Origin of the sequence: Streptomyces sp. NPDC093261, from assembly GCF_044753645.1 — a bacterium.
Taxonomy (GTDB): domain Bacteria; phylum Actinomycetota; class Actinomycetes; order Streptomycetales; family Streptomycetaceae; genus Streptomyces.
Genome location: NZ_JBIVNO010000010.1, coordinates 1 through 22,621 on the forward strand (window position 1 = coordinate 1; position 22,621 = coordinate 22,621).

Annotated in this window: 19 protein-coding genes and 1 pseudogene; 15 read left to right on the plus strand and 5 right to left on the minus strand. The window is 72.2% G+C overall.

Features of this window, described 5'->3' with window-relative positions; genetic code table 11:
• The 4 genes from ACIP94_RS21220 to ACIP94_RS21235 form a co-directional block, all read right to left on the minus strand.
• A partial coding sequence (locus ACIP94_RS21220) for a helix-turn-helix domain-containing protein (protein WP_402427605.1) occupies positions 1-197 on the minus strand: 197 nt, incomplete at its 3' end.
• Between the two features lie 123 nt (positions 198-320).
• Positions 321-1,967, minus strand: coding sequence for a PucR family transcriptional regulator (locus ACIP94_RS21225; RefSeq protein ID WP_402427608.1), 1,647 nt, complete (start codon positions 1,965-1,967; stop codon positions 321-323).
• A gap of 79 nt (positions 1,968-2,046) precedes the next feature.
• Positions 2,047-3,429, minus strand: a complete 1,383-nt coding sequence (locus ACIP94_RS21230; protein ID WP_402427611.1) for an FAD-binding oxidoreductase — start codon at positions 3,427-3,429, stop codon at positions 2,047-2,049.
• 348 nt (positions 3,430-3,777) lie between these two features.
• Positions 3,778-5,580 carry a glycoside hydrolase family 15 protein gene (locus tag ACIP94_RS21235; RefSeq protein ID WP_402427614.1) on the minus strand — a complete coding sequence of 601 codons (1,803 nt, stop codon included), beginning with the start codon at positions 5,578-5,580 and terminating at the stop codon, positions 3,778-3,780.
• 466 nt (positions 5,581-6,046) lie between these two features.
• On the opposite strand from ACIP94_RS21235, the gene ACIP94_RS21240 reads away from it, so the two are divergent.
• The 15 genes and pseudogenes from ACIP94_RS21240 to der all read left to right on the plus strand — a co-directional run bounded on the left by ACIP94_RS21240 (position 6,047) and on the right by der (position 22,089).
• Positions 6,047-7,735: a CTP synthase gene (locus ACIP94_RS21240; RefSeq protein ID WP_402427616.1), complete on the plus strand. Its 1,689-nt coding sequence runs from the start codon at positions 6,047-6,049 to the stop codon at positions 7,733-7,735.
• A gap of 83 nt (positions 7,736-7,818) precedes the next feature.
• On the plus strand, positions 7,819-8,445 hold the full coding sequence (locus tag ACIP94_RS21245; RefSeq protein ID WP_402427619.1) for an NUDIX domain-containing protein: 627 nt from the start codon (positions 7,819-7,821) through the stop codon (positions 8,443-8,445).
• A gap of 216 nt (positions 8,446-8,661) precedes the next feature.
• Positions 8,662-10,731, plus strand: a complete 2,070-nt coding sequence (locus tag ACIP94_RS21250; RefSeq protein WP_402427622.1) for a tetratricopeptide repeat protein — start codon at positions 8,662-8,664, stop codon at positions 10,729-10,731.
• Between the two features lie 134 nt (positions 10,732-10,865).
• Positions 10,866-11,990 (plus strand): alanine dehydrogenase, encoded by a 1,125-nt coding sequence (gene ald / locus ACIP94_RS21255; RefSeq protein WP_402427625.1) that lies wholly within the window; start codon positions 10,866-10,868, stop codon positions 11,988-11,990.
• A 411-nt stretch (positions 11,991-12,401) separates the two neighbouring features.
• The gene (locus tag ACIP94_RS21260) at positions 12,402-13,535 is read left to right on the plus strand and encodes a ParA family protein (protein WP_402427628.1); all 1,134 of its coding nucleotides are present in this window, start codon (positions 12,402-12,404) and stop codon (positions 13,533-13,535) included.
• Entirely contained in the window at positions 13,520-14,095 is a 576-nt protein-coding gene (locus tag ACIP94_RS21265) for a hypothetical protein (RefSeq protein WP_402427631.1), read from the plus strand. The genes ACIP94_RS21260 and ACIP94_RS21265 overlap by 16 nt, the downstream gene beginning before the upstream one ends.
• 20 nt (positions 14,096-14,115) lie before the next feature.
• Positions 14,116-15,525: a segregation/condensation protein A gene (locus tag ACIP94_RS21270; protein WP_402427634.1), complete on the plus strand. Its 1,410-nt coding sequence runs from the start codon at positions 14,116-14,118 to the stop codon at positions 15,523-15,525.
• Positions 15,522-16,193 carry an SMC-Scp complex subunit ScpB gene (gene scpB / locus ACIP94_RS21275; protein ID WP_402427637.1) on the plus strand — a complete coding sequence of 224 codons (672 nt, stop codon included), beginning with the start codon at positions 15,522-15,524 and terminating at the stop codon, positions 16,191-16,193. The genes ACIP94_RS21270 and scpB overlap by 4 nt, the downstream gene beginning before the upstream one ends.
• On the plus strand, positions 16,193-17,257 hold the full coding sequence (locus ACIP94_RS21280) for a pseudouridine synthase (protein ID WP_402427639.1): 1,065 nt from the start codon (positions 16,193-16,195) through the stop codon (positions 17,255-17,257). The genes scpB and ACIP94_RS21280 overlap by 1 nt, the downstream gene beginning before the upstream one ends.
• A gap of 70 nt (positions 17,258-17,327) precedes the next feature.
• A pseudogene (locus tag ACIP94_RS21285) lies at positions 17,328-17,479 on the plus strand (ADP-ribosylglycohydrolase family protein); the annotation flags it as partial.
• Positions 17,480-17,618: 139 nt separating this feature from the next.
• Positions 17,619-17,981, plus strand: a complete 363-nt coding sequence (aroH, locus tag ACIP94_RS21290; protein WP_402427642.1) for a chorismate mutase — start codon at positions 17,619-17,621, stop codon at positions 17,979-17,981.
• Complete coding sequence (locus tag ACIP94_RS21295) at positions 17,978-19,072, plus strand: prephenate dehydrogenase (RefSeq protein WP_402427645.1); 1,095 nt, start codon at positions 17,978-17,980, stop codon at positions 19,070-19,072. Before aroH ends, ACIP94_RS21295 begins: the two co-directional genes overlap by 4 nt.
• 120 nt (positions 19,073-19,192) lie before the next feature.
• On the plus strand, positions 19,193-19,888 hold the full coding sequence (gene cmk, locus ACIP94_RS21300) for a (d)CMP kinase (RefSeq protein WP_402427648.1): 696 nt from the start codon (positions 19,193-19,195) through the stop codon (positions 19,886-19,888).
• Positions 19,885-20,532 carry a lysophospholipid acyltransferase family protein gene (locus ACIP94_RS21305; RefSeq protein ID WP_402427650.1) on the plus strand — a complete coding sequence of 216 codons (648 nt, stop codon included), beginning with the start codon at positions 19,885-19,887 and terminating at the stop codon, positions 20,530-20,532. Before cmk ends, ACIP94_RS21305 begins: the two co-directional genes overlap by 4 nt.
• Positions 20,533-20,604: 72 nt before the next feature.
• Positions 20,605-22,089, plus strand: coding sequence for a ribosome biogenesis GTPase Der (der, locus tag ACIP94_RS21310; RefSeq protein WP_402427653.1), 1,485 nt, complete (start codon positions 20,605-20,607; stop codon positions 22,087-22,089).
• Between the two features lie 89 nt (positions 22,090-22,178).
• Here the strand turns inward: der and ACIP94_RS21315 are convergent, their stop codons facing one another.
• Positions 22,179-22,598: a hypothetical protein gene (locus ACIP94_RS21315; protein WP_402427656.1), complete on the minus strand. Its 420-nt coding sequence runs from the start codon at positions 22,596-22,598 to the stop codon at positions 22,179-22,181.
• Positions 22,599-22,621 lie beyond the last annotated feature (23 nt).

Consider the following 22,621-nt stretch of genomic DNA (forward strand, 5'->3'; position numbering starts at 1 on the left):
CGCCACCGGCGCACGGTCGCGCGATCAGTCTCCAGCCGTGCGGCCACCGCGGTGTTGTTCAGCCCGTCCGCACAGGCCAGCACGATCCGGGCCCGTCTGGCCAGACCCTGCGCGGTCGTCCGGCGTTTGGCCCACCCCTGCAACACCAGCCGCTCGTCATCGGATAACACCAGCGGCTGCAGCCTGCTGTCGCCCACACCTCCAGCAGACCGCAGCCGACTGGCCGCTGTCACCGCCCAGACTGCAATCTGAAACGAACGACGACTCACGTGGCGAAACGTGAACTCAAGACCAGATCACTAGGGACCGGGCCCCAGGGCCTACCCGTTCGGCACGTGGCGGCGGGCCCGCAGTGCCAGGCTCAGGGCCAGGACCGTCTGCGGGTCGTCGAGGTCCGTGCCCAGCAACTCCCCGATCCGGGCCAGCCGGTTGTAGAGGGTCTGCCGGTTCAGATGCAGCTCGCGGGCCGTCTCCGCCTTGCGGCCCGCGTGCGCCAGATAGGTCTCGAGGGTGGGCAGCAGCGGCGGCCTGGAGCGGTGGTCGTGATCGCGCAGCGGACCGATCGCGCGGTCCACGAAGGCCGCCAGGTCCGGATGGTCGCGCAGCCGCCACAGCAGCAGGTCGATGTCGAGGCGCCGGGCATCGTGCCAGGGACGCTCCGGCAGGCCCTGCGCCGCCGTCGCGGTCTCCGCCGCGTGCCGCAGCCCGGCCGACGCCGCCGCCCAGCCGCCCCCCGCCCCGACCACCACGACCGGTGGCCGGGCGCCCGGACGCTGCGTCCCGGCCCGCTCCACCCCCGACCGCAGTGCCGCGGCCACCCGGCCGGCGACCGCGGAACGCTCCGACTCCGAGCGCAGGCCCAGCAGCAGCGGCACCCGGCCCTCCACCGGCCGCACCCCGAGCAGCACCGGCACGCCCACCGACCCCAGCTCCTCCGCGACCGCCCGCGCCAGCACCGCCCAGCCCCCGCCGCCCGGCGCTGGGCCGTCCGCCAGCCGCATCACCACCGGCAGCAGCGGGCCGCCGCCCGGCTTGAAGCCGAGCACCCGGGCCTGCGCCGGGGCGTCCTCGGCGGTGATCCGGCCTTCGGCGAGGTCGGTGAGGAAGTCGCCGCGCCCGCGCGCCGCCAGCTCCTCCTCCTGCCGGGCCTGCATCAGCACCACCGCGAGGATGCCCGCGGCCCGCTCGGCGGCGATCCGGTGCACCGGTTCCACCGGCGCACCCACCGGCAGCAGCACCAGCCGGGCGCGTACCGAGCCCGTGCCCGGCCCGCCCCCCGGCACATCCACGATGATCGTGCCGGCCGGGGGCGTGTCCTTGTGCTGTCCGCGCAGTCCCTCCCACACCTGGAGCGGATCCGTGTACGCGGGCCCGGTCCCGGCGGCGTACAGCAACTGGCCGTCGGCGGTCTCCAGGAACACCGGGTTGCCGCCGAAGTCGGCCAGGATGCCGAGGACCTGCGGCGCCCCGCCCCCGCAGAGCACCGCCTCGGTGCACCGGCGGTGCACCTCCTCGGCCCGCTGGAGGAGCGCGTAGTGCCCGTTGACGATCTCGGTGTGGATCTCCTCGGTGACCGCCACGAACGGCACCTCGCGGTGCAGCTGGACGAGCGGCAGCCCGGCGCTGCGGGCCGTGTCCACCAGGGCGGCGGGCAGCCGGCTGAAGCGCGGGCCCAGCTCCACCACCAGGGCCGCGATGCCACGCTCGGCCAGGGTGCGGACGAACGCGCGCTGGTCGGCGGGGCGGGTGCCGAGGCCGTAGCCCGTCGTCAGGAGGAGTTCGCCGCCCTTCAGCAGCGAGGCGATGTTCGGGACTTCGCCCGCGTGCACCCAGCGCACCGTGCGGTGCAGCCGGTCGGCGCCGGCGAGCACCTCCGGCAGCCCGCCGCGCAGCCCGGGCAGCTCCAGCGCCCGCTGCACGGTGATGCCGGTGCCCTGGGAGCCCGGGGGGTCGAAACGGCTGTCCATGCGGTGACGCTACCCGCGCGGACGCCCCGGGCGCACCGGGGCCCCGGTCGGGCGGCGGTCGGGCGGAGGGTGAGCCAGGTCAGAGGGGCTGGATGTTGTGGTTGTAGCGGAACACGTTGTCCGGGTCGTACTGGCGTTTCACCCGCGCCAGCCGGTTGAGGTGCTCGGTGCCGAGGCCGGCCACCACCCGGTCCCTGCCCTCGTCCCCGATGAAGTTGAGATAGACCGCCCCGGTGCTCCAGGGGCGGGCGTCGGCGCGCACGCCCCGCACCCACCCCAGGGCCCGCTCGTCGTCCGCCGGGTCCGCCCAGACACCGAGCGGGTGCACGGCCCAGGGGGCGTCCCGGAAGGGGACCGGATACCCGGCGGGCCCGGAGGCGATCGCTCCGCCCTGTGGGAAGAGCAGCTGCCGACAGGCCGAGGGGACGGGCATCGAGGGGGCGCGGGCGCAGAAGGCGTCGACCAGCTCGTCGGGCAGGGCCCGCACATACTCGACCGACCAGTGGTTGCGCAGCCCGGGTGGAGAGTCGAGCAGGCACTGCACATCGGCGTACGGCATCGTGGCGACGACCTCGGACTCGTGTGGCAGCGCCAGCAGCGGCCGGGCGAGCTTGCGCAGCCCCTCCTCGCCGCCGGCGTAGGTGACCAGCACACCGCACAGCAGGGTCCCCACCGGGTGCCCGGGGACGAACGGTGCCGGCGCCCCGGCCACGTACTGCACGGTGCCGCCCAGCTCCGGCGCGCCGGTGTCGAGGAGGTCGCGGTAGGTCCGCACGGCCTCCGGTCCCCTCTCGGGCGGGAACATGAGCAGGGCGATCGAGAACTCGGGCAGCTCGTGCAGCTTGAGGGTGAGTGCCGTGGCGACCCCGAAGTTCCCGCCGCCGCCGTGCAGCGCCCAGAACAGTTCGGGATGCTCCTCGGCGGTCGCGAGGACCGGGGTGCCGTCCGCGGTCACCAGCTCCACGCCGAGCAGGTTGTCGACGGCCAGCCCGAAGACCCGGTCCAGCCAGCCGGTGCCGCCGCCGAGCACGAAGCCGCCGACACCGGTCGTGGAGACCCGGCCGCCGGTGGTCGCGAGACCGTGCGGCTGGGTGGCGCGGTCCAGATGGCTCATCAGGGCGCCACCCTCGACCCGTACCGACGCGGACCCGGGGTGGACCGTCACCCGGTGCATCCGGCGCAGGTCCACCACCAGCCCGTTGTCGTTGACCGCCATCCCCGTGACACTGTGGCCGCCGCCGCGGACCGCGATCTTCAGATCGAGGTCCCGGGCGAAGCGCACGGCACGGATGACGTCGACCTCGCCCGCGCACTGCGCGATGACGGCCGGACGGCGGTCGATCATCGCGTTGAAGACGGCCCGGGCGTCGTCGTAGCCCCGATCGCCGGGAGCGAGGACCTCGCCCTCCAGACGCGCACGGAGCGCGGCGAGCGCCGCACGCGCCTTCGAAAGGGGAGCCATGGCGACCGGCCCCCTTCCCGCAGGGGACAGAACTGCCTTCAGCCTAGGCGGACCCGGGGCGCGGGTCCTGTTCGGCCGGGGCGCGGGAGCCGGCCCCCGGGCCACGGTGCGTGCCGTGGCGGCCGTGGGCGGCGAAGCCCCTGGCCGGCCGGGCGCTCACACGGCGAGGGCCCCGCCCGGTTCCTCCGCGGCGTGCGCCTCCACCGCAGGGGCGTGCGCCGGGACAGGGAGGCCGCGCTGTCCCGCCATCGCGGCCGCGACCACGAGCAGCGGCCGGGGCCCGCCGGACGCCGCCGCTGGTGGTGAGGTCGGGCGTGACGGACAGCACCATGCCGCCGGCCCGCCTCCTCAGCCCCCGTACGCCCCGGACGCCGTCAGGCGCAGTGCCGTGTCGATCAGCGGCACATGGCTGAAGGCCTGCGGGAAGTTGCCGACCTGGCGCTTCAGGCGCGGGTCCCACTCCTCGGCGAGCAGGCCCAGGTCGTTGCGCAGGGCGAGCAGCTTCTCGAAGAGTTTGCGGGCCTCGTCCACGCGGCCGATCATCGCGAGGTCGTCGGCCAGCCAGAAGGAGCAGGCGAGGAACGCGCCCTCGTCACCCGGCAGCCCGTCCACGCCCTCCTCCTCGCCCGCGGTCGGGTAGCGCAGGACGAAGCCGTCGGGCGTGGACAGCTCGCGCTGGATCGCCTCGATCGTGCCGATCACCCGCTTGTCGTCCGGCGGCAGGAAGCCCATCTGCGGAATCAGCAGCAGCGAGGCGTCCAGCTCCCTGGAGCCGTAGGACTGTGTGAAGGTGTTGCGCTCCTTGTCGTAGCCCTTCTCGCAGACGTCCCGGTGGATGTCGTCGCGCAGCTCGCGCCACTTCTCCAGCGGGCCGTCCGCGTCCCCGGACTCGATCAGCTTGATCGTGCGGTCCACCGCCACCCAGGCCATGACCTTGGAGTGCACGAAGTGGCGGCGGGGGCCGCGCACCTCCCAGATGCCCTCGTCCGGCTCGTCCCAGTGCTGCTCCAGATAACGGATCAGCTTGAGCTGGAGCAGAGAGGCGTAGTCGTTGCGGGCCAGGCCCGTCATATGGGCCAGGTGCAGGGCCTCGGTGACCTCTCCGTACACGTCCAGCTGCAACTGGTGCGCGGCGCCGTTGCCGACGCGCACGGGCGCGGAGTTCTCGTAGCCGGGCAGCCAGTCCAGCTCGGCCTCGCCCAGCTCCCGTTCGCCCGCGATGCCGTACATGATCTGGAGGTTCTCGGGGTCGCCCGCCACGGCGCGCAGCAGCCATTCGCGCCAGGCCCGCGCCTCCTCGCGGTAGCCGGTGCGCAGCAGCGAGGACAGGGTGATCGCCGCGTCGCGCAGCCAGGTGTAGCGGTAGTCCCAGTTGCGGACGCCGCCGATCTCCTCGGGCAGCGAGGTGGTGGGCGCGGCCACGATGCCGCCCGTCGGGGCGTAGGTCAGGGCCTTGAGTGTGATCAGGGAGCGGACCACGGCCTCACGGTAGGGACCGTGGTACGTGCAGTGCTCCACCCACTCGCTCCAGAACTCCTCGGTCGCCTCCAGCGACTGCTCGGGCTCCGGCAGCGGCGGCGGTTTCTGGTGTGAGGGCTGCCACGAGATGGTGAACGCGATCCGGTCACCCGGTGCGACCGTGAAGTCCGCGTAGGTCGTCAGCCCCTTGCCGTAGGTCTCGGCGGGGGTGTCGAACCACACGGAGTCGGGCCCGGCCACGGCCACCGTGCGCCCCTCGTGCTTGTGCACCCACGGCACCACTCGCCCGTAGGAGAACCGCATCCGCAGCGCCGAGCGCATGGGCACCCGGCCCGTGACACCCTCCACGATCCGGATCACCTGGGGCGCGCCGTCGCGCGGCGGCATGAAGTCGATCACCCGGACCGTGCCGCGCGGGGTGTCCCACTCGGACTCAAGGATCAGGGACTCACCGCGGTAGCAGCGCCGGGTGGCCGCCGGCGGCGCGACGTCCGCCGCGTGCGCCGGGCCCAGCCTCCAGAAGCCGTGTTCCTCTGTGCCGAGCAGCCCCGCGAAGACGGCATGGGAGTCGAATCGGGGCAGGCACAGCCAGTCCACGGTGCCGTCCCGGCAGACCAGCGCCGCGGTCTGCATGTCTCCAATGAGTGCGTAGTCTTCGATGCGCCCGGCCAATGCAACTCCAGTCGAACGGCCACGTCGCCCCAGGTGGGGCGGTTGCTCTTGCGGTCAGGGGGTCGGTGAGACAGACGTTGTTCACCGATTCATTCGAAAATGAAGCAGTCGATGTTCAACGAACTGACGAGCTGTTGTAGTTCCGGTGACGGCCGGGGTGGTGCCGTTTGCCGGGGTGCTCGGCAGCGATGGTCCGAGCAGGATACGACGCACGTGGATGGTCCGCGTGCCTGTCCGGCCAACGGTACGGCTCCGAACGAGTGAGGGGGGAGAGGCGGCGGGGGCTCCGTGGTGAGATGTGCGCGAAGCGTGGCCGGAAGCAGCCCCCTCCGGGCGCTGATACGCTGGTAGCCCGTGGACCGGTGGGCACGAAACCCCCGAACCGCAGCGACGGCACCGCCGGACATCCTTCGGAGGCGAGCCGGACCGCACCCCAGACCGCGACCACGGGAGCCCCCTCTTGGCCATGCCGCCCGCTGCTTTCCGAAACAGCACAGCCACGACGACCAAGCACATCTTCGTCACCGGGGGTGTCGCCTCTTCGCTCGGCAAGGGTCTGACGGCCTCCAGCCTGGGCATGCTGCTCAAGGCCCGGGGCCTGCGCGTCGTGATGCAGAAGCTCGACCCGTATCTGAACGTGGACCCGGGCACGATGAACCCCTTCCAGCACGGTGAGGTGTTCGTCACCAACGACGGCGCCGAGACCGATCTGGACATCGGCCACTACGAGCGGTTCCTCGACCGCGACCTGGACGGCTCCGCCAATGTCACCACGGGCCAGGTGTACTCGACGGTGATCGCCAAGGAACGGCGCGGCGAGTACCTGGGCGACACGGTCCAGGTCATCCCCCACATCACCAACGAGATCAAGCACCGCATCCGGCGCATGGCCACCGACGAGGTGGACGTCGTGATCACCGAGGTGGGCGGCACCGTCGGCGACATCGAGTCGCTGCCGTTCCTGGAGACCGTCCGCCAGGTCCGTCACGAGGTGGGCCGCGACAACGTCTTCGTCGTGCACATCTCGCTGCTGCCCTACATCGGCCCCTCCGGCGAGCTGAAGACCAAGCCGACCCAGCACTCGGTCGCCGCCCTGCGGAACATCGGTATCCAGCCGGACGCGATCGTCCTGCGCTGCGACCGCGAGGTGCCGACCGCCATCAAGCGCAAGATCTCGCTGATGTGCGACGTGGACGAGGCCGCCGTGGTCGCCTGCCCGGACGCCCGTTCGATCTACGACATCCCGAAGGTCGTCCACTCCGAGGGTCTGGACGCCTATGTCGTGCGCAAGCTGGACCTGCCCTTCCGCGACGTGGACTGGACGACCTGGGACGACCTGCTCGACCGCGTCCACAACCCCCAGGACGAGATCACCCTCGCCCTGGTCGGCAAGTACATCGACCTGCCCGACGCCTATCTGTCGGTGACCGAGGCGCTGCGCGCGGGCGGCTTCGCCAACAGGGCCCGCGTGAAGATCAAGTGGGTCACCTCCGACGACTGCAAGACCCCGTCCGGCGCCAAGGCGCAGCTCGCCGACGTGGACGGCATCTGCATCCCCGGCGGCTTCGGCGACCGCGGTGTGCTCGGCAAGGTCGGCGCCATCCGCTACGCCCGCGAGAACCGGATTCCGCTGCTCGGCCTCTGCCTCGGCCTGCAGTGCATCGTGATCGAGGCCGCGCGCAACCTCGCCGACATCCCCGACGCGAACTCCACCGAGTTCGACCCGGCCACCGCCCACCCGGTCATCTCCACCATGGCCGAGCAGATGGACATCGTCGCCGGTGAGGGCGACATGGGCGGCACCATGCGGCTCGGCATGTACCCGGCCAAGCTGGCCGAGGGGTCGATCGTGCGCGAGGTGTACGACGGCAAGGAGTACGTCGAGGAGCGCCACCGCCACCGCTACGAGGTGAACAACGCCTACCGGGCCGAGCTGGAGAAGAAGGCCGGCATCGTGTTCTCCGGCACTTCGCCGGACGGCAAGCTCGTGGAATACGTCGAGTACGCGCGCGATGTGCACCCTTACCTGGTGGCCACGCAGGCCCACCCCGAGCTGCGCTCCCGCCCGACCCGGCCGCACCCGCTGTTCGCCGGGCTGGTGAAGGCGGCCGTGCAGCGGCAGCGGCAGGAGACCGCGGGCAAGAACGGCAAGTGACACAGGCGGTACGGTGGCCGGGGTACGCGTCCTTCGGGAGGCGTGCCCCGGTTTCGTGCAAGGCGTGGGAGGAACAGGGCGACATGACGATCAAGGACACCCCCGAGGAGTGGGAGATCCGGGCGAGTGAGACCCCGTTCGTCGGCAAGAAGACCTCCGTCCGCGCCGACGACGTGGTCATGCCGAACGGTTCGGTCGTCCGCCGTGACTACCAGGTCCACCCGGGATCGGTGGCCGTCGTCGCCCTCGACGAGCAGGACCGGGTGCTGGTGATCCGGCAGTACCGCCACCCCGTACGCCAGAAGCTGTGGGAGATCCCGGCCGGCCTGCTGGACATACCAGGGGAGAACCCGCTGCACGCCGCCCAGCGCGAGCTGTACGAGGAGGCGCACGTCAAGGCCGAGAACTGGCGGGTGCTGACCGACGTCTACACCACGCCGGGCGGCAGCGACGAGGCCGTGCGGATCTTCCTGGCCCGCGATCTGTCCGAGGCCGACGGGCAGCGCTTCGAGGTCGAGGACGAGGAGGCCGACATGGAGCTGGCCCGGATCCCGGTGGACGACCTCGTCCGCGGTGTGCTGGCCGGCGACCTCCACAACAACTGCCTCGTCGTCGGCGTTCTCTCCCTGGTCGCGGCGCGCGGCGGCGAGGGCCTGGACGCCCTGCGGCCGGCCGAGGCGCCCTGGCCGGCCCGGCCGTTCGAGGCCTGACATCCGTCCGGGCCGCGGCTCCGCAACCCCCCGCCGCGGGGTCCCGGGCGCGGGATGCCGCCCCGACGCCGCCGGTCGTACGATCGCCTGATCCGATCGGGGGATGTGTCCGCCCCGCTCCACCGGGATCGTCGCAGAGCGTGAACTAGGCTCTGAGGGACGACCCGCCCCAGGACCCGGCGGGCCTGTGTGAGCAGTGGGACGGGAGCGTGGCCCGTGACGGATCAGGCGGTGGCGGCCGGCGGCGACGAGCTGTCAGAGGACGCTCGGCGTCCCGCCGCCACGGAAGGTCGGTTCCTCGGCCGCGCAAGGGAGTTGAGAGAACTCCACATCGACATCGAGCGCGCCGGGCTCGACACGATCTCCGGCCGCAAGGCACCCCGCGCCCGGGTGCTGCTCATCGCGGGACGGCCCGGCTACGGGCGCACCGCGCTCGCCGAGGAGCTGGTCCGCCAGGTCGCGCACCGTTACCGGGACGGCGTGCTGCGCGCCCGCCTCAGCGAACCCGACGGCACCCCCGTACCGACCGAGCGCACCGCCCGCGAGCTGCTCGCCGGCCTCGGCCTGCCGGCCCCGGCCGGCGCCGACGAGGACGAGCTGGGCCAGGCGGTACGCGAGGCCCTCGCCGATCGCCGGGTGCTGCTCCTGCTGGACGACGCGGTGGCCGCCGACCAGGTCGACGCGCTGCTGCCGGACACCCCGGACTGCCTGGCCGTCGCCGTCTCCGGGGGCCCGCTGACCGGGATCGCCGATGTGCGTCCGTGCACCCTCGGCGGACTGGACACCAAGTCGGCCCTCGAACTGCTCACCCGGTACACCGGCTCGGTGCGGATCACCGTCGACCCGAGCGCCGCCGAGCGGCTCGTCGAGGAGTGCGCGGGCCACCCCGCCGCGCTCGTCCTCGCCGGCGGCTGGCTCGCCGCCCACCCCAAGGCCGCCGTCGCCGACCTCGCCAAGCAGCTGCACACCGTGGGGGAGGACGCGGCACCGCCGGCCCGTGTCTTCCGGCTGGCGTACGGGGCCCTGCCCGTCGCCGCCCAACGGACGCTGCGCCTGCTCTCCCTCGCCCCCGCCGGCCTCGTCGACCCGCACACCGCCTCCGCGCTGGCCGGCTGCTCGGTGGAGAGCGCACACACCACCCTCGACGGCCTCACCGCGCTCGGCTTCCTGCACCGCGTGGACTCGTCCGTTCCGCAGTACGAGGTCCCCGGTTTTCTGCACCCGCTGCTGCGCGCGCTCACCGGAAGCCAGGACCGCCCGGCCGAGCTCCAGCTCGCCCGTGCCCGGATGCTGGAGCGGACCGTGCGGCTGCTCCAGTCCTGCCGTGCGATCACCGAGACCGACAGTCCGCAGGGCCGCGAGAAGCTCGCCGTGCTGCCGCGGGCCCTGCGTTTCCCTACGGCCCGGGCCGCCGGGGAGTGGCTGGGGGCGAGACAGCCGGCTCTGCTGGCCGCCGCCCGGCTGGCGGTCGCCGACGGCGAGCTGGACACGCTGGCCCGCCGGCTGATGGCCGCGCTGGTCAGGGCCCTGGTCGCCCATGTCGGTACGCAAGCGGCCGCGCCCGAGCTGTACGCCATCCACCAGCTCGTGCTGGATGTCGCCGAGCGCCGCGACCTGCCCCGGGAGCGGGCGGCGGCCTTGCTGAACCTCGCCGATCTGGACGCCCAGACGGGCCGTACCGTCAAGGCGCTGGCCCGCTACCGGGCCGCGTTGGACGCCGGGCGGGCGGCGAACGACCCGTATGCGACGGGCCGCGCGATGGAATCCGTAGGAGGCGCCCACCAGGAGCTGGGAGACTACGACCGGGCCGCCGACTGGTACGGTCGGGCGCTCGCCCAGCGGCTCGCCCGCGACGAGCGCACGGACGCCGCCCGGCTCTACGGCCGCATCGCCACCGCCCACACCTACGCGGGCCGCTACGGCGAGGCGCAGCGCAACTGGCGGGCGGCGATCGCGGCACACCGCAGAAACGGCGATGTGGCCGCCCACGCACGGGCGTTGAGCGAGCTGGCCCGCGTCCAGGAGTACGCGGGGCGGCCCGAGGAGTCGCTGCGCACCTGCCACGAGGCGGTCGAGTGGGCGCGGCGCGCCGAGGACGACCGGCTGCTGGCGGCCCTGCGGCTCAGGCTCGCCGACACCTTGGAGCGGCTCGGCGACCCGGCGGCGGCGCGTCTGCACCGCGGCGCGGCGGAGCGCATCCTGGGTGACGAGCGCCAGGTGGAGCCATCGGTGGCGAAACCGGATGCCAACGCCTACGAAATCCGCAGTGCATCCGGTGAAGATTGATGCAATGAAAGGCTAGACACCGGGAACACCTTCATTAAACTGGCTCTACCGCACGTTCTCCTGCGGTGTCTCCCGGTGTGCCCCTGCGCGTCGGGTATGTCTTGCAATGCCCCACATTCCCTGAGCCAAGGACCGTGATCGACGTGAAGGTCGGCATCCCCCGCGAGGTCAAGAACAACGAGTTCCGGGTGGCCATCACCCCCGCCGGCGTGCACGAGCTGGTGCGCAACGGCCACCAGGTCGTCGTCGAGCGGAACGCCGGTGTCGGCTCCTCGATCCCGAACGAGGAGTACGTCGCGGCCGGCGCCCGGATCCTGGACACCGCCGACGAGGTCTGGGCCACCGCCGACCTGGTGCTGAAGGTCAAGGAGCCCGTCGCCGAGGAGTACCACCGCCTCCGCAAGGACCAGATCCTCTTCACCTATCTGCACCTGGCCGCCTCCAGGGAGTGCACGGACGCCCTCCTGGAGTCCGGCACCACGGCCATCGCCTACGAGACGGTCGAGCTGCCGAACCGAGCCCTGCCGCTGCTCGCCCCCATGTCCGAGGTCGCGGGCCGGCTGGCCCCGCAGGTCGGCGCCTACCACCTGATGGCCGCCAACGGTGGTCGCGGTGTGCTGCCCGGCGGTGTCCCGGGTGTGCCGGCCGGCAAGGCCGTCATCATCGGCGGCGGCGTCTCCGGCTGGAACGCCGCGCAGATCGCCATCGGCCTGGGCTTCCACGTGACCCTGCTCGACAGGGACATCAACAAGCTCAAGGAGGCCGACAAGATCTTCGGTACGAAGATCCAGACCGTCGTCTCCAACGCCTTCGAGCTGGAGAGGGCCTGCCTCGACGCCGACCTCGTCATCGGCGCCGTCCTCATCCCGGGCGCCAAGGCCCCGAAGCTGGTCACCAACGAGCTGGTGTCGCGGATGAAGGCCGGAAGTGTCCTTGTCGACATTGCGATCGACCAGGGCGGCTGCTTCGAGGACTCCCGTGCGACCACCCACGCCGAGCCGACCTTCCGGGTCCACGAGTCGGTCTTCTACTGCGTCGGCAACATGCCCGGCGCGGTCCCCAACACCTCCACCTACGCGCTGACCAACGCCACGCTGCCCTACATCGTGGAGCTGGCCAACCGCGGCTGGGTCGAGGCGCTGCGCCGCGACGCCGCGCTGGCCAAGGGCCTCAACACCCATGACGGCAAGGTGGTTTACAAGGAGGTCGCCGAGGCGCACGGCCTCGAGCACGTGGAGCTGACCTCCCTGCTCGACTGAGGCCGGGCAACGACCCGGGTTCGATTTCCCGGTGTCCCAAGGCGATCGGTCAATTCACCTCGTCAACACCGCGCAGCCGGCCGGACCTTGCCCGACAAGGTCCGGCCGGATGTGTGTATGGTCACTTTGCGACACTCGTTCAACTCGTCTCGAACGCAACTCTTCAACCGTTTCGCACACCGGTGAAACCTGGCGAACGGTGCCCGGACACCCTTGACAGCGGGATGTTTCATTGCCGACACATCGGGCCGGGTCCGGCGGATTGTGTTGCTGCGGACCGCCGACACGCCATAGAGTCGCCAACCGTCGGCATGGTGCCACGCTGACCTATCTAGAAGTTTCCTGGTCACCAAGGAGGTAAGACGACTTGTGAATGAGTCGACATTTACTCCCGGGGGTGGTCAACCAGGAATGCCTGCGCGGGGCGCGGTCCCCACGGGGCTCGAGGCTGTCGGCTCCGTCGCTGTCCGTACCTTCGCAGCCCACCAGAGCCAGAACCCCCACCTGGCTCCGACAGCACACCAGAGCATGGATGGCCCACACGTGAACGCCATGGCCGGCGGCCCGAGCGGCGAGGTCCACAACCACTTCGCCGACTACGACGAACTGCCCGACGGGCACTTCTACGACCCCGACGCCGAATACGAGCCCGACCCCGAGTACGCGGCCACGCTCGCGCCCGACGCGGCCCGCCAGCGCCGCGAGCGCATCGGCCCGACCGGCCGCCCGCTGCCGTACTTCCCGATCCCCGGTCCGCTGACCGACCACGGGCCCGCGAAGATCATCGCGATGTGCAACCAGAAGGGCGGCGTGGGCAAGACGACGTCGACCATCAACCTGGGTGCCGCGCTCGCGGAGTACGGGCGCCGCGTGCTGCTCGTCGACTTCGACCCGCAGGGCGCGCTGTCCGTGGGCCTCGGCGTCAACCCCATGGAACTCGACCTGACGGTCTACAACCTGCTCATGGAGCGGGGCATGTCCGCGGACGAGGTTCTGCTGAAGACCGCCGTCCCCAACATGGACCTGCTGCCGAGCAACATCGACCTGTCGGCGGCCGAGGTCCAGCTGGTGTCGGAGGTCGCGCGCGAGTCGACGCTCCAGCGCGCTCTGAAGCCCCTGATGGCCGACTACGACTACATCGTGATCGACTGTCAGCCCTCGCTCGGCCTGCTCACCGTCAACGCGCTAACCGCGGCGCACAAGGTGATCGTGCCGCTCGAGTGCGAGTTCTTCGCGCTGCGCGGTGTCGCGCTGCTCACCGAGACCATCGAGAAGGTCCAGGAGCGGCTCAACCCCGAGCTGGAGCTCGACGGCATCCTCGCCACGATGTACGACTCCCGGACCGTGCACAGCCGTGAGGTCCTCGCGCGTGTCGTCGAGGCGTTCGACGACCACGTCTACCACACGGTGATCGGCCGGACCGTGCGCTTCCCGGAGACCACGGTCGCCGGTGAGCCGATCACCACGTACGCCTCCAACTCCGTCGGTGCCGCCGCCTACCGCCAGCTCGCCAGGGAGGTGCTCGCCCGGTGTCACGCCGAGTGAGTCTGCCGGGGGCCGACGAACTGTTCCGTACCACCGGGGGAATGGCGCTCCAGTCGTCCACCCCCAGGCGCCAGGCCCACGGCGAGGCCCGGGTGCCGGCTCCCGCGGGCGAGAGCGACGCGACGGCCGCGGCGGAGGACGCGCCGTCGGCGGTGCCCGTACAGGGCGGCGACGGGGAGGGCGACGAGCATGTCGCGGCGGATGTCGCGGAGGCGGAGGCCGGGGAGTCGCGGACGCGCTCGGCGACCGGCGAAGGGCCCGCACGGCGGCAGTCCCCGCAGGAAGGTTCTGCCGGTGCCGCCGCGGCCCAGCCGCGCAAGCGGGGGCGTGCGGCCGGGCGGCGGCCCAGCGGACGGGAACGGCACGACGAGAAGATCACCGTGTATGTGTCCGCCGAGGAGCTGATGGACCTCGAACACGCCCGCCTGGTGCTCCGGGGCGAGCACGGGCTCGCGGTGGACCGCGGGCGGATCGTGCGCGAGGCGGTCGCCGTGGTGCTGGCCGATCTGGAGTCCCGCGGGGACGCGAGCATCCTCGTACGTCGGCTCCGGGGGCGCTGAGCAGGTAGCCTGCGACGGCCATGACCTCGTACGACGGCTCCGCTCCCGCTTCCGGTTCCTCCGGCTCAGGCGGCCGTCGGCGTGCACTGGGACGCGGACCGGGCGCCTCGCGGGCCGGGCGGCCCGCGCACGACGAGAGCCCAGGAGCCGAACCCGTCCGCGAGACCGGCACGGCACCGCCCGCCGTCGCCGGCGAGCCCGAGCCCGGCCGGGAGGCCGTGCTCGACGGAGCGAACGGACCGGCCACCGCCACCGCGGAGGACGGCCCCGCGACCGCCGGACCGACCGGCCTGGCAAGCCGACAGGACGCCCCGCAGGAGCCCGCCGAGACCGCCGCGGGCACCGATGGCCCCGAGCGGGCCGATGGCCCCGAGCGGGCCCCGGAACCCGCCGGGGAGCCCACGAGCCCCGTCGAAGGACCCGAGGCGGCCCTCGGCGCGTCGGCCGGGTCGTCCGGCGCCCCCGCGCTCCCCGGTGCCGTGACAGGCCCGTCCTCGGGCGCCACGGCCGGTGTCGCGGGCCGCGAGGCCCTCGCCGGAGCGGAGACCTTCCCAGGCCCGGTGCTCGTGGCCACGCGGGCGTCCGAGAGCGACACGGCTGCGCACAGCCCGGAGCCCGCCGACGGTGTCTTCACGGTGCGGCTGGTCAACTTCGAGGGGCCCTTCGACCTTCTGCTCCAGCTGATCTCCAAGCACAAGCTGGACGTCACCGAGGTCGCGCTGTCCAAGGTGACCGACGAGTTCATGGCGCACATCCGGTCCATGGGGCCGGACTGGGACCTCGACCGGACGACCGAGTTCCTCGTCGTCGCCGCGACCCTGCTCGACCTCAAGGCGGCACGTCTGCTGCCCGCCGCCGAGGTCGAGGACGAGGCGGACCTCGCGCTGCTCGAGGCCCGGGACCTGCTGTTCGCGCGGCTCTTGCAGTACCGCGCCTACAAACAGATCGCCGAGATCTTCAACCGGCGCACCGAGGCGGAGGCCCGGCGCCACCCCCGTACCGTCGGCCTCGAACCCCACCACGCCGAGCTGCTGCCCGAGGTCGTCATCAGCATCGGCCCCGAGGGGTTCGCCAGGCTCGCGGTCAAGGCGATGCAGCCCAAGCCCAAGCCGCAGGTGTATGTCGACCACATCCACGCCCCGCTCGTCAGCGTGCAGGAGCAGGCCGGGATCGTGGTGGCGCGCCTGAGGGAGCTGGGGGAGGCCAGCTTCCGTGTGCTCGTGGAGGACACCGACGACACCCTCACGGTCGTCGCCCGCTTCCTCGCGCTGCTGGAGCTGTACCGGGAGAAGGCCGTGGCGCTGGAGCAGGAGACCGCCCTCGGTGACCTGACGGTGCGCTGGACCGGCGGGGACGGGGACAGAACACCAGTGGTCACGGACGAGTTCGACCGACCGCCCGAGGAGCCCAAGGAGGAGAAGAAGGCGTGAGCGAGGAGACCCGTGAGATTCCCTCCGGCTTGAGCCCGGTGGCGGAACTCGACCTCAAGCCCGCCCTGGAGGCCGTGCTCATGGTCGTGGACGAGCCCGCCACCGAGGAGCACCTGGCGAAGATCCTCGAGCGGCCCCGGCGGCAGATCGCCGACGCGCTGCGGGAACTCGCCGACGAGTACACCGTGCAGGGGCGCGGGTTCGAGCTGCGGTTCGTGGCGGGCGGCTGGCGCTTCTACACCCGGGCCGACTACGCGCCCGCGGTGGAGCGCTTCGTGCTCGACGGCCAGCAGGCCCGGCTCACCCAGGCCGCCCTGGAGACCCTGGCGGTGGTCGCGTACCGCCAGCCGGTCAGCCGCAGCCGCGTCTCCGCGGTCCGCGGAGTGAACTGCGACGGGGTCATGCGCACCCTCCTCCAACGCGGTCTGGTCGAGGAGGCGGGCACGGAACCCGAAACAGGTGCGATCCTGTACAGGACGACGAACTACTTCCTGGAGCGGATGGGCCTGCGCGGCCTGGACGAGCTTCCGGAGCTCGCGCCCTTCCTCCCGGAGGCGGAGGCGATCGAGGCCGAGACCCAGGAGGGCGTTCCGTCGTTCGACCCGGACGCTCCCGATGCTCCGGACGCGGACGACGATCCCCCGACGAACACGACGACGGAATTTTGATGCGAAGCAGCGGCAGCGGCAGGAACGGCGGGCGCGGCAACCACCGCGGTGCCGGCAACAACAGGGACGAGAGGCAGGGCCAGGGCCGTCCCCGCAAGCCCCGCCCGGAGGAGCGCCGCTACGACGTGGGCCCCGGCGCCTCCCAGGACGGCCCCAAGTCCGGGCGCGGCGGCGCCGCGCGTGGCGGTGCCAAGGGCGGCCCCAAGCAGTCCCCGCAGCGCGGGGGCCGTACGGAGCCCGGGCGCTCGCGCGAGTACGAGGCGCGCGCCGAGGAGCGTAACCGCGAGCGGTACGCCGGCAAGAAGGACATCAAGCTGCCCAAGACCTTCCCCGGCGCCGAGCAGGAGGGCGAGCGGCTCCAGAAGGTGCTCGCGCGCGCGGGGTACGGCTCCCGCCGTGCCTGCGAGGAGCTGATCGAGCAGGCCAGGGTCGAGGTCAACGGCGAGATCGTCACCGAGCAGGGCCTGCGGGTCGACCCCGAGAAGGACGAGATCCGGGTCGACGGGCTGACCGTGGCCACGCAGTCGTACCAGTTCTTCTCGCTCAACAAGCCGGCCGGCGTCGTCTCCACGATGGAGGACCCGGAGGGGCGCCAGTGCCTCGGGGACTACGTCACCAACCGCGAGACCAGGCTCTTCCACGTCGGCCGGCTCGACACCGAGACCGAGGGTGTCATCCTGCTCACCAACCACGGCGAGCTGGCGCACCGGCTGACCCACCCCAAGTACGGCGTCAGGAAGACCTACCTCGCGCACATCGTGGGCCCGATCCCGCGCGACCTCGGCAAGAAGCTCAAGGACGGCATCCAGCTGGAGGACGGGTACGCGCGCGCGGACCACTTCCGGGTGGTCGAACAGACCGGCAAGAACTACCTGGTCGAGGTGACCCTGCACGAGGGCCGCAAGCACATCGTGCGCCGGATGCTCGCCGAGGCCGGCTTCCCCGTCGACAAGCTCGTGCGCACCGCCTTCGGGCCGATCACCCTCGGCGACCAGAAGTCGGGCTGGCTGCGCCGTCTGTCGAACACCGAGGTCGGCATGCTGATGAAGGAAGTCGACCTCTAGACGCTCGTCACGCGTTGAGGGCCCAGAACACCGGAGCGGCCGGTTCCCGTTGTGCGGGAGCCGGCCGCTTCCACGCACCTCCGGCGACTCCGACTCGATCGCCTGCCTGACGGTCGCCTTCGCCGGCGCCCGCCCGGGCGCCGAGGTCTGGCCGGAGCCGTGGGCGGACCGCATCGAGTACGGGGCGAGCCGCGGACACTCGGGGCGCCCTGGGACGCGTGAGTGGCCCGGGCGGTGCGCCGACCGCGCAGGCGGGCGCATCCGCGGCGGCGTCCCGCCCGGCGGGCGGTGCGCATCCCCACGTCGCGGGCTGACTACGCTGGTGACCAGACGTTGCCGAACATCAGCAAGGAGCATCACCGTGCCGGTACGAGCGGTCCGGGGCGCCGTCCAACTCGAACGGGACGAGGCCGGGCACATGGACGAGCGGGTCGGGGCCCTGCTCACCGCCATCCTGGAACGCAACGACCTCACCACCGACGACCTGATCAGCATCTGGTTCACCGCGACGCCCGATCTGCACAGCGACTTCCCGGCGGCCGCCGCCCGGGGCCTCGGCATCGTCGACGTACCGCTGATCTGCGCCCAGGAGCTGGACATCGAGGGCGCGATGCCCCGGGTCGTCCGCATCCTCGCCCATATCGAGTCCGACCGCCCGCGCGCCGGCATCGCCCATGTCTACCTCGGCGCCGCGGCCGCCCTTCGCAAGGACATCGCCCAGTGAGAACCGCACTCGTCATCGGCACGGGACTGATCGGCACCTCGGCGGCCCTCGCGCTCGCCGCGCGCGGGGTCACCGTGCACCTCGCCGACCACGACCCCGAGCAGGCCCGTACGGCCGCCGCGCTAGGCGCCGGCACCGACGAGGCGCCCGACGGCCCCGTCGACCTGGTGATCGTCGCGGCCCCGCCCGCGCACGTGGCCGCCGCGCTCGCCGACGCCATGCGGCGCGGCCTGGGGCGCGGCTACATCGACGTGGCCAGCGTCAAGGGCGGTCCACGCCGAGAGCTGGAGGCCCTCGGCGTCGATCCGGCCGTCCTCGCGCACTACATCGGCACCCACCCCATGTCCGGCCGTGAGAAGTCCGGCCCGCTGGCGGCCGGCGGCGACCTCTTCGAGGGCCGGCCCTGGGTGCTCACACCGACCCGCGACACCGACACCGAGGTGCTGAACCTCGCACTGGAGCTGGTCTCGCACTGCCGTGCCGTGCCGGTCGTCATGGACGCCGACGCCCATGACCGGGCCGTCGCGCTGGTCTCGCACATGCCGCACCTGGTCTCCAGCATGGTGGCCGCGCGCCTGGAGCACGCGGAGGAGGCGGCCGTACGGCTGTGCGGGCAGGGCATCCGGGACGTGACCCGGATCGCGGCCTCCGACCCGCGGATGTGGATCGACATCCTGTCCGTGAACCCGGGCCCGGTGGCCGATCTGCTCTCGGAGGTCGCCGCGGACCTCGACGAGACCGTACGGGCGCTGCGCTCCCTCCAGGCCGCCGACGCGGCGAAGCGGCGCGAGGGCGCCCACGGCATCGAGGACGTGCTGCGCCGCGGCAACGCGGGCCAGGCCCGGGTGCCCGGCAAGCACGGCAGCGCCCCGCGGGTGTACGAGACCGTCGCGGTCCTCATCTCCGACCAGCCCGGCCAGCTCGCCCGGATCTTCGCGGACGCGGGCATGGCCGGCATCAATATCGAGGACGTCCGCATCGAGCACGCGACCGGGCAGCAGGCCGGCCTGGTACAGCTGATGGTGGAGCAGAGGGCGGCGCCCGCGCTGAGCGCGGCACTGCGGGAGCGGGGCTGGACGATCCGCCAGTAGGGCGACGGGCGGTCCCCGCCGTCCGTCCGTCATACCGGGTCCGGCGAGCCAGTAACCTTGTGCGGGGCGCCCTCGCGTCCCGCCCACACCACCACCCCGCACCAGGAAGGTGTCCCCACCGTGGAAAACGGCGCCGCCCGGACCGCCCCGGCAGTGATTGTCGCCATCGACGGCCCCTCCGGCACGGGCAAGTCCAGCACCTCCAAGGCCGTGGCCGCGCAGCTCGGGCTGAGCTACCTGGACACCGGCGCCCAGTACCGGGCGATCACGTGGTGGATGGTCAGCAACGGTATCGACATAGCGGACCCCACCGCCGTCGCGGCCGTCGCGGGCAAGCCGGAGATCGTCTCCGGCACCGACCCGTCGGCGCCCACCATCACCGTGGACGGCTCGGACGTCTCCGGCGCGATCCGCACCCAGGAGGTCACCTCCAAGGTCAGCGCGGTCAGCGCGGTGCCGGAGGTGCGGGCCCGCATCACCGAGCTGCAGCGTTCGCTCGCCGCGGGCGCGCCGACCGGCATCGTCGTCGAGGGCCGTGACATCGGCACCACCGTGCTGCCGGACGCCGACCTGAAGATCTTTCTCACCGCCTCCCCGGAGGCACGTGCCGCCCGCCGCAGCGGCGAGCTGAAGGGCGCGGACCTGCACGCCACCCGAGAGGCGCTGATCAAGCGGGACGCCGCCGACTCCAGCCGCAAGGCCTCCCCGCTGGCGAAGGCGGACGACGCCGTCGAGGTGGACACCACCGACCTCACCCTCCAGCAGGTCATCGAGTGCGTCGTGACCCTCGTCGAGGAGAAGCGGGCGGCGAAGTGACCGAGGCTCCCTCCGAGCGGGGCGCCGAAGTCGGGAGGCGCATCGGCGTCCCCCTGATGTACGGGCTGTGGAAGCCGCGGGTCCTCGGCGCCTGGAAGGTCCCCGCGACCGGCCCGGCGATCTTCGCGGTCAACCACTCCCACAACATCGACGGTCCGATGGTCATGGGCGTGGCGCCCCGGCCGACGCACTTCCTGATCAAGAAGGAGGCGTTCATCGGACCGCTCGACCCGTTCCTGACCGGGATCGGCCAGCTGAAGGTGGACCGCACGAGCGCCGACCGCACGGCCGTCACCCAGGCGCTCGGCGTGCTCGAGAACGGGGGCGTCCTCGGTATCTTCCCGGAGGGCACGCGTGGCGAGGGCGACTTCGCCTCGCTGCGCGCCGGACTGGCCTACTTCGCGGTCCGCAGCGGGGCGCCGATCGTGCCGGTGGCCGTGCTGGGAAGCGCGGAGCGGCGCGGACGGTTGATAAAGGCGCTGCCCCCGCTGCGTAGCCGTATAGACGTCGTCTTCGGCGACCCGTTCGAGGCGGGCGACGGCAGCGGACGGCGCACGCGCAAGGCGCTCGACGAGGCGACCGTGCGCATCCAGGAGCGGCTCGGCGAGCACCTGGAAAACGCCAGGCGCCTCACCGGGCGCTAGGCGACACTTGAGTAGTGGATCACCGTAGGTGCGGTGTCCACCGATCACCACGATGAACGAGGTACGGACTTCATGAACGACGACATCCAGCCCGAGGGCTCGGCAGAGCACGAGTACGACCACGGGGCGCTCGGCGACGCCGAGTACGCGGAGTTCATGGAGCTCGCCGCGGAAGAGGGCTTCGACATCGAGGACGTCGAGGGCGCCATCGAGGAGGCCGGGCACGGCCCGCTGCCCGTGCTCGCCGTCGTCGGCCGCCCCAATGTCGGCAAGTCGACTCTGGTCAACCGCATCATCGGCCGCCGTGAGGCGGTCGTGGAGGACAAGCCGGGCGTCACCCGCGACCGCGTCACCTACGAGGCCGAGTGGGCGGGCCGCCGTTTCAAGGTCGTCGACACCGGCGGCTGGGAGCAGGACGTCCTCGGCATCGACGCCTCCGTGGCCGCCCAGGCGGAGTACGCGATCGAGGCGGCCGACGCGGTCGTCTTCGTCGTCGACGCCAAGGTCGGCGCCACCGACACCGACGAGGCGGTCGTGCGTCTGCTGCGCAAGGCCGGCAAGCCCGTGGTGCTCTGCGCCAACAAGGTCGACGGCCCGAGCGGCGAGGCCGACGCGGCGTATCTGTGGAACCTCGGCCTCGGCGAGCCCCACCCCGTCTCCGCCCTCCACGGCCGCGGCACCGGCGACATGCTGGACGCCGTCCTGGAGGCCCTGCCCGAGGCGCCCGCCCAGACCTTCGGCAACGGCGGGGTCGGCGGGCCACGCCGTATCGCGCTGATCGGCCGTCCGAACGTCGGCAAGTCCTCGCTGCTGAACAAGGTCGCGGGCGAGGAGCGCGTGGTGGTGAACGAGCTGGCCGGCACCACCCGCGACCCGGTCGACGAGCTGATCGAACTGGGCGGCAAGACCTGGAAGTTCGTGGACACGGCCGGTATCCGCAAGCGGGTCCACCTCCAGCAGGGCGCGGACTACTACGCCTCGCTGCGCACCGCGGCCGCGGTCGAGAAGGCCGAGGTCGCCGTCGTGCTGCTCGACGCCGCCGAGAGCATCTCGGTCCAGGACCAGCGCATCGTCACCATGGCGGTGGAGGCGGGCCGTGCGCTCGTCCTCGCCTACAACAAGTGGGACACCCTCGACGAGGAGCGCCGCTACTACCTGGAGCGGGAGATCGAGACCGAGCTGGGGCAGGTCGCCTGGGCGCCGCGGGTGAACGTCTCGGCGCGCACCGGACGTCATATGGAGAAGCTGGTCCCGGCGATCGAGACCGCGCTGGCGGGCTGGGAGACCCGCGTTCCGACGGGCCGGCTCAACGCCTTCCTCGGGGAGCTGGTCTCCGCGCACCCGCACCCGGTCCGCGGCGGCAAGCAGCCTCGCATCCTCTTCGGCACGCAGGCGGGCACCAAGCCCCCGCGGTTCGTGCTCTTCGCCTCCGGCTTCATCGAGGCGGGCTACCGCCGGTTCATCGAGCGGCGGCTGCGCGAGGAGTTCGGCTTCGAAGGGTCGCCGATCCACATCTCCGTCCGCGTCCGGGAGAAGCGCGGCAGCAAGAAGAAGTGACGTGACACAGCCGATACGGCGGTATGCGAGAGGGGCGGCCCGAAGGGGGCCGCCCCTCTCGCATACCGCGTGAAGCCCTCCGCTGCCGCTCAAAGCCCCCTGCGCGGTGCCGGCGGCAGCGCCGGGACGGGGTGCATGCCCCGGGCCTGCCGGGCCACCTGCTGCCAGACGGTGTTCGCCGCGGCCGACTGGCCGTGCTGGGCGGTCAGATGACCGGTGGCGTGCTGGGGGGTGCCATGGCGTGTGCCGTAGGTGCCGATGCCGTACGAGCCCGTGTCGTGCGGGGAACTGGAGAAGGCGACGAAGCCCAGGTCCTCCTCGCCGCTGCGGTCGCCCGGGCAGGCCCGGAAGGCCCGGACGTACTCGGCGCAGAGCTCGTCGTAGATCGGCGTGGTCGAGGCGCCGAGCGAAGGGTCCTGAGCCGCTCGCCCGGAGGGGATCGGCTGATAGGACTGGCGGCGGGGGACGTCATATGCGTGCACGTAGGTGCCAACGACCCCGCTGCTCAAGGGATGCGGTCGATTGGTCCGGT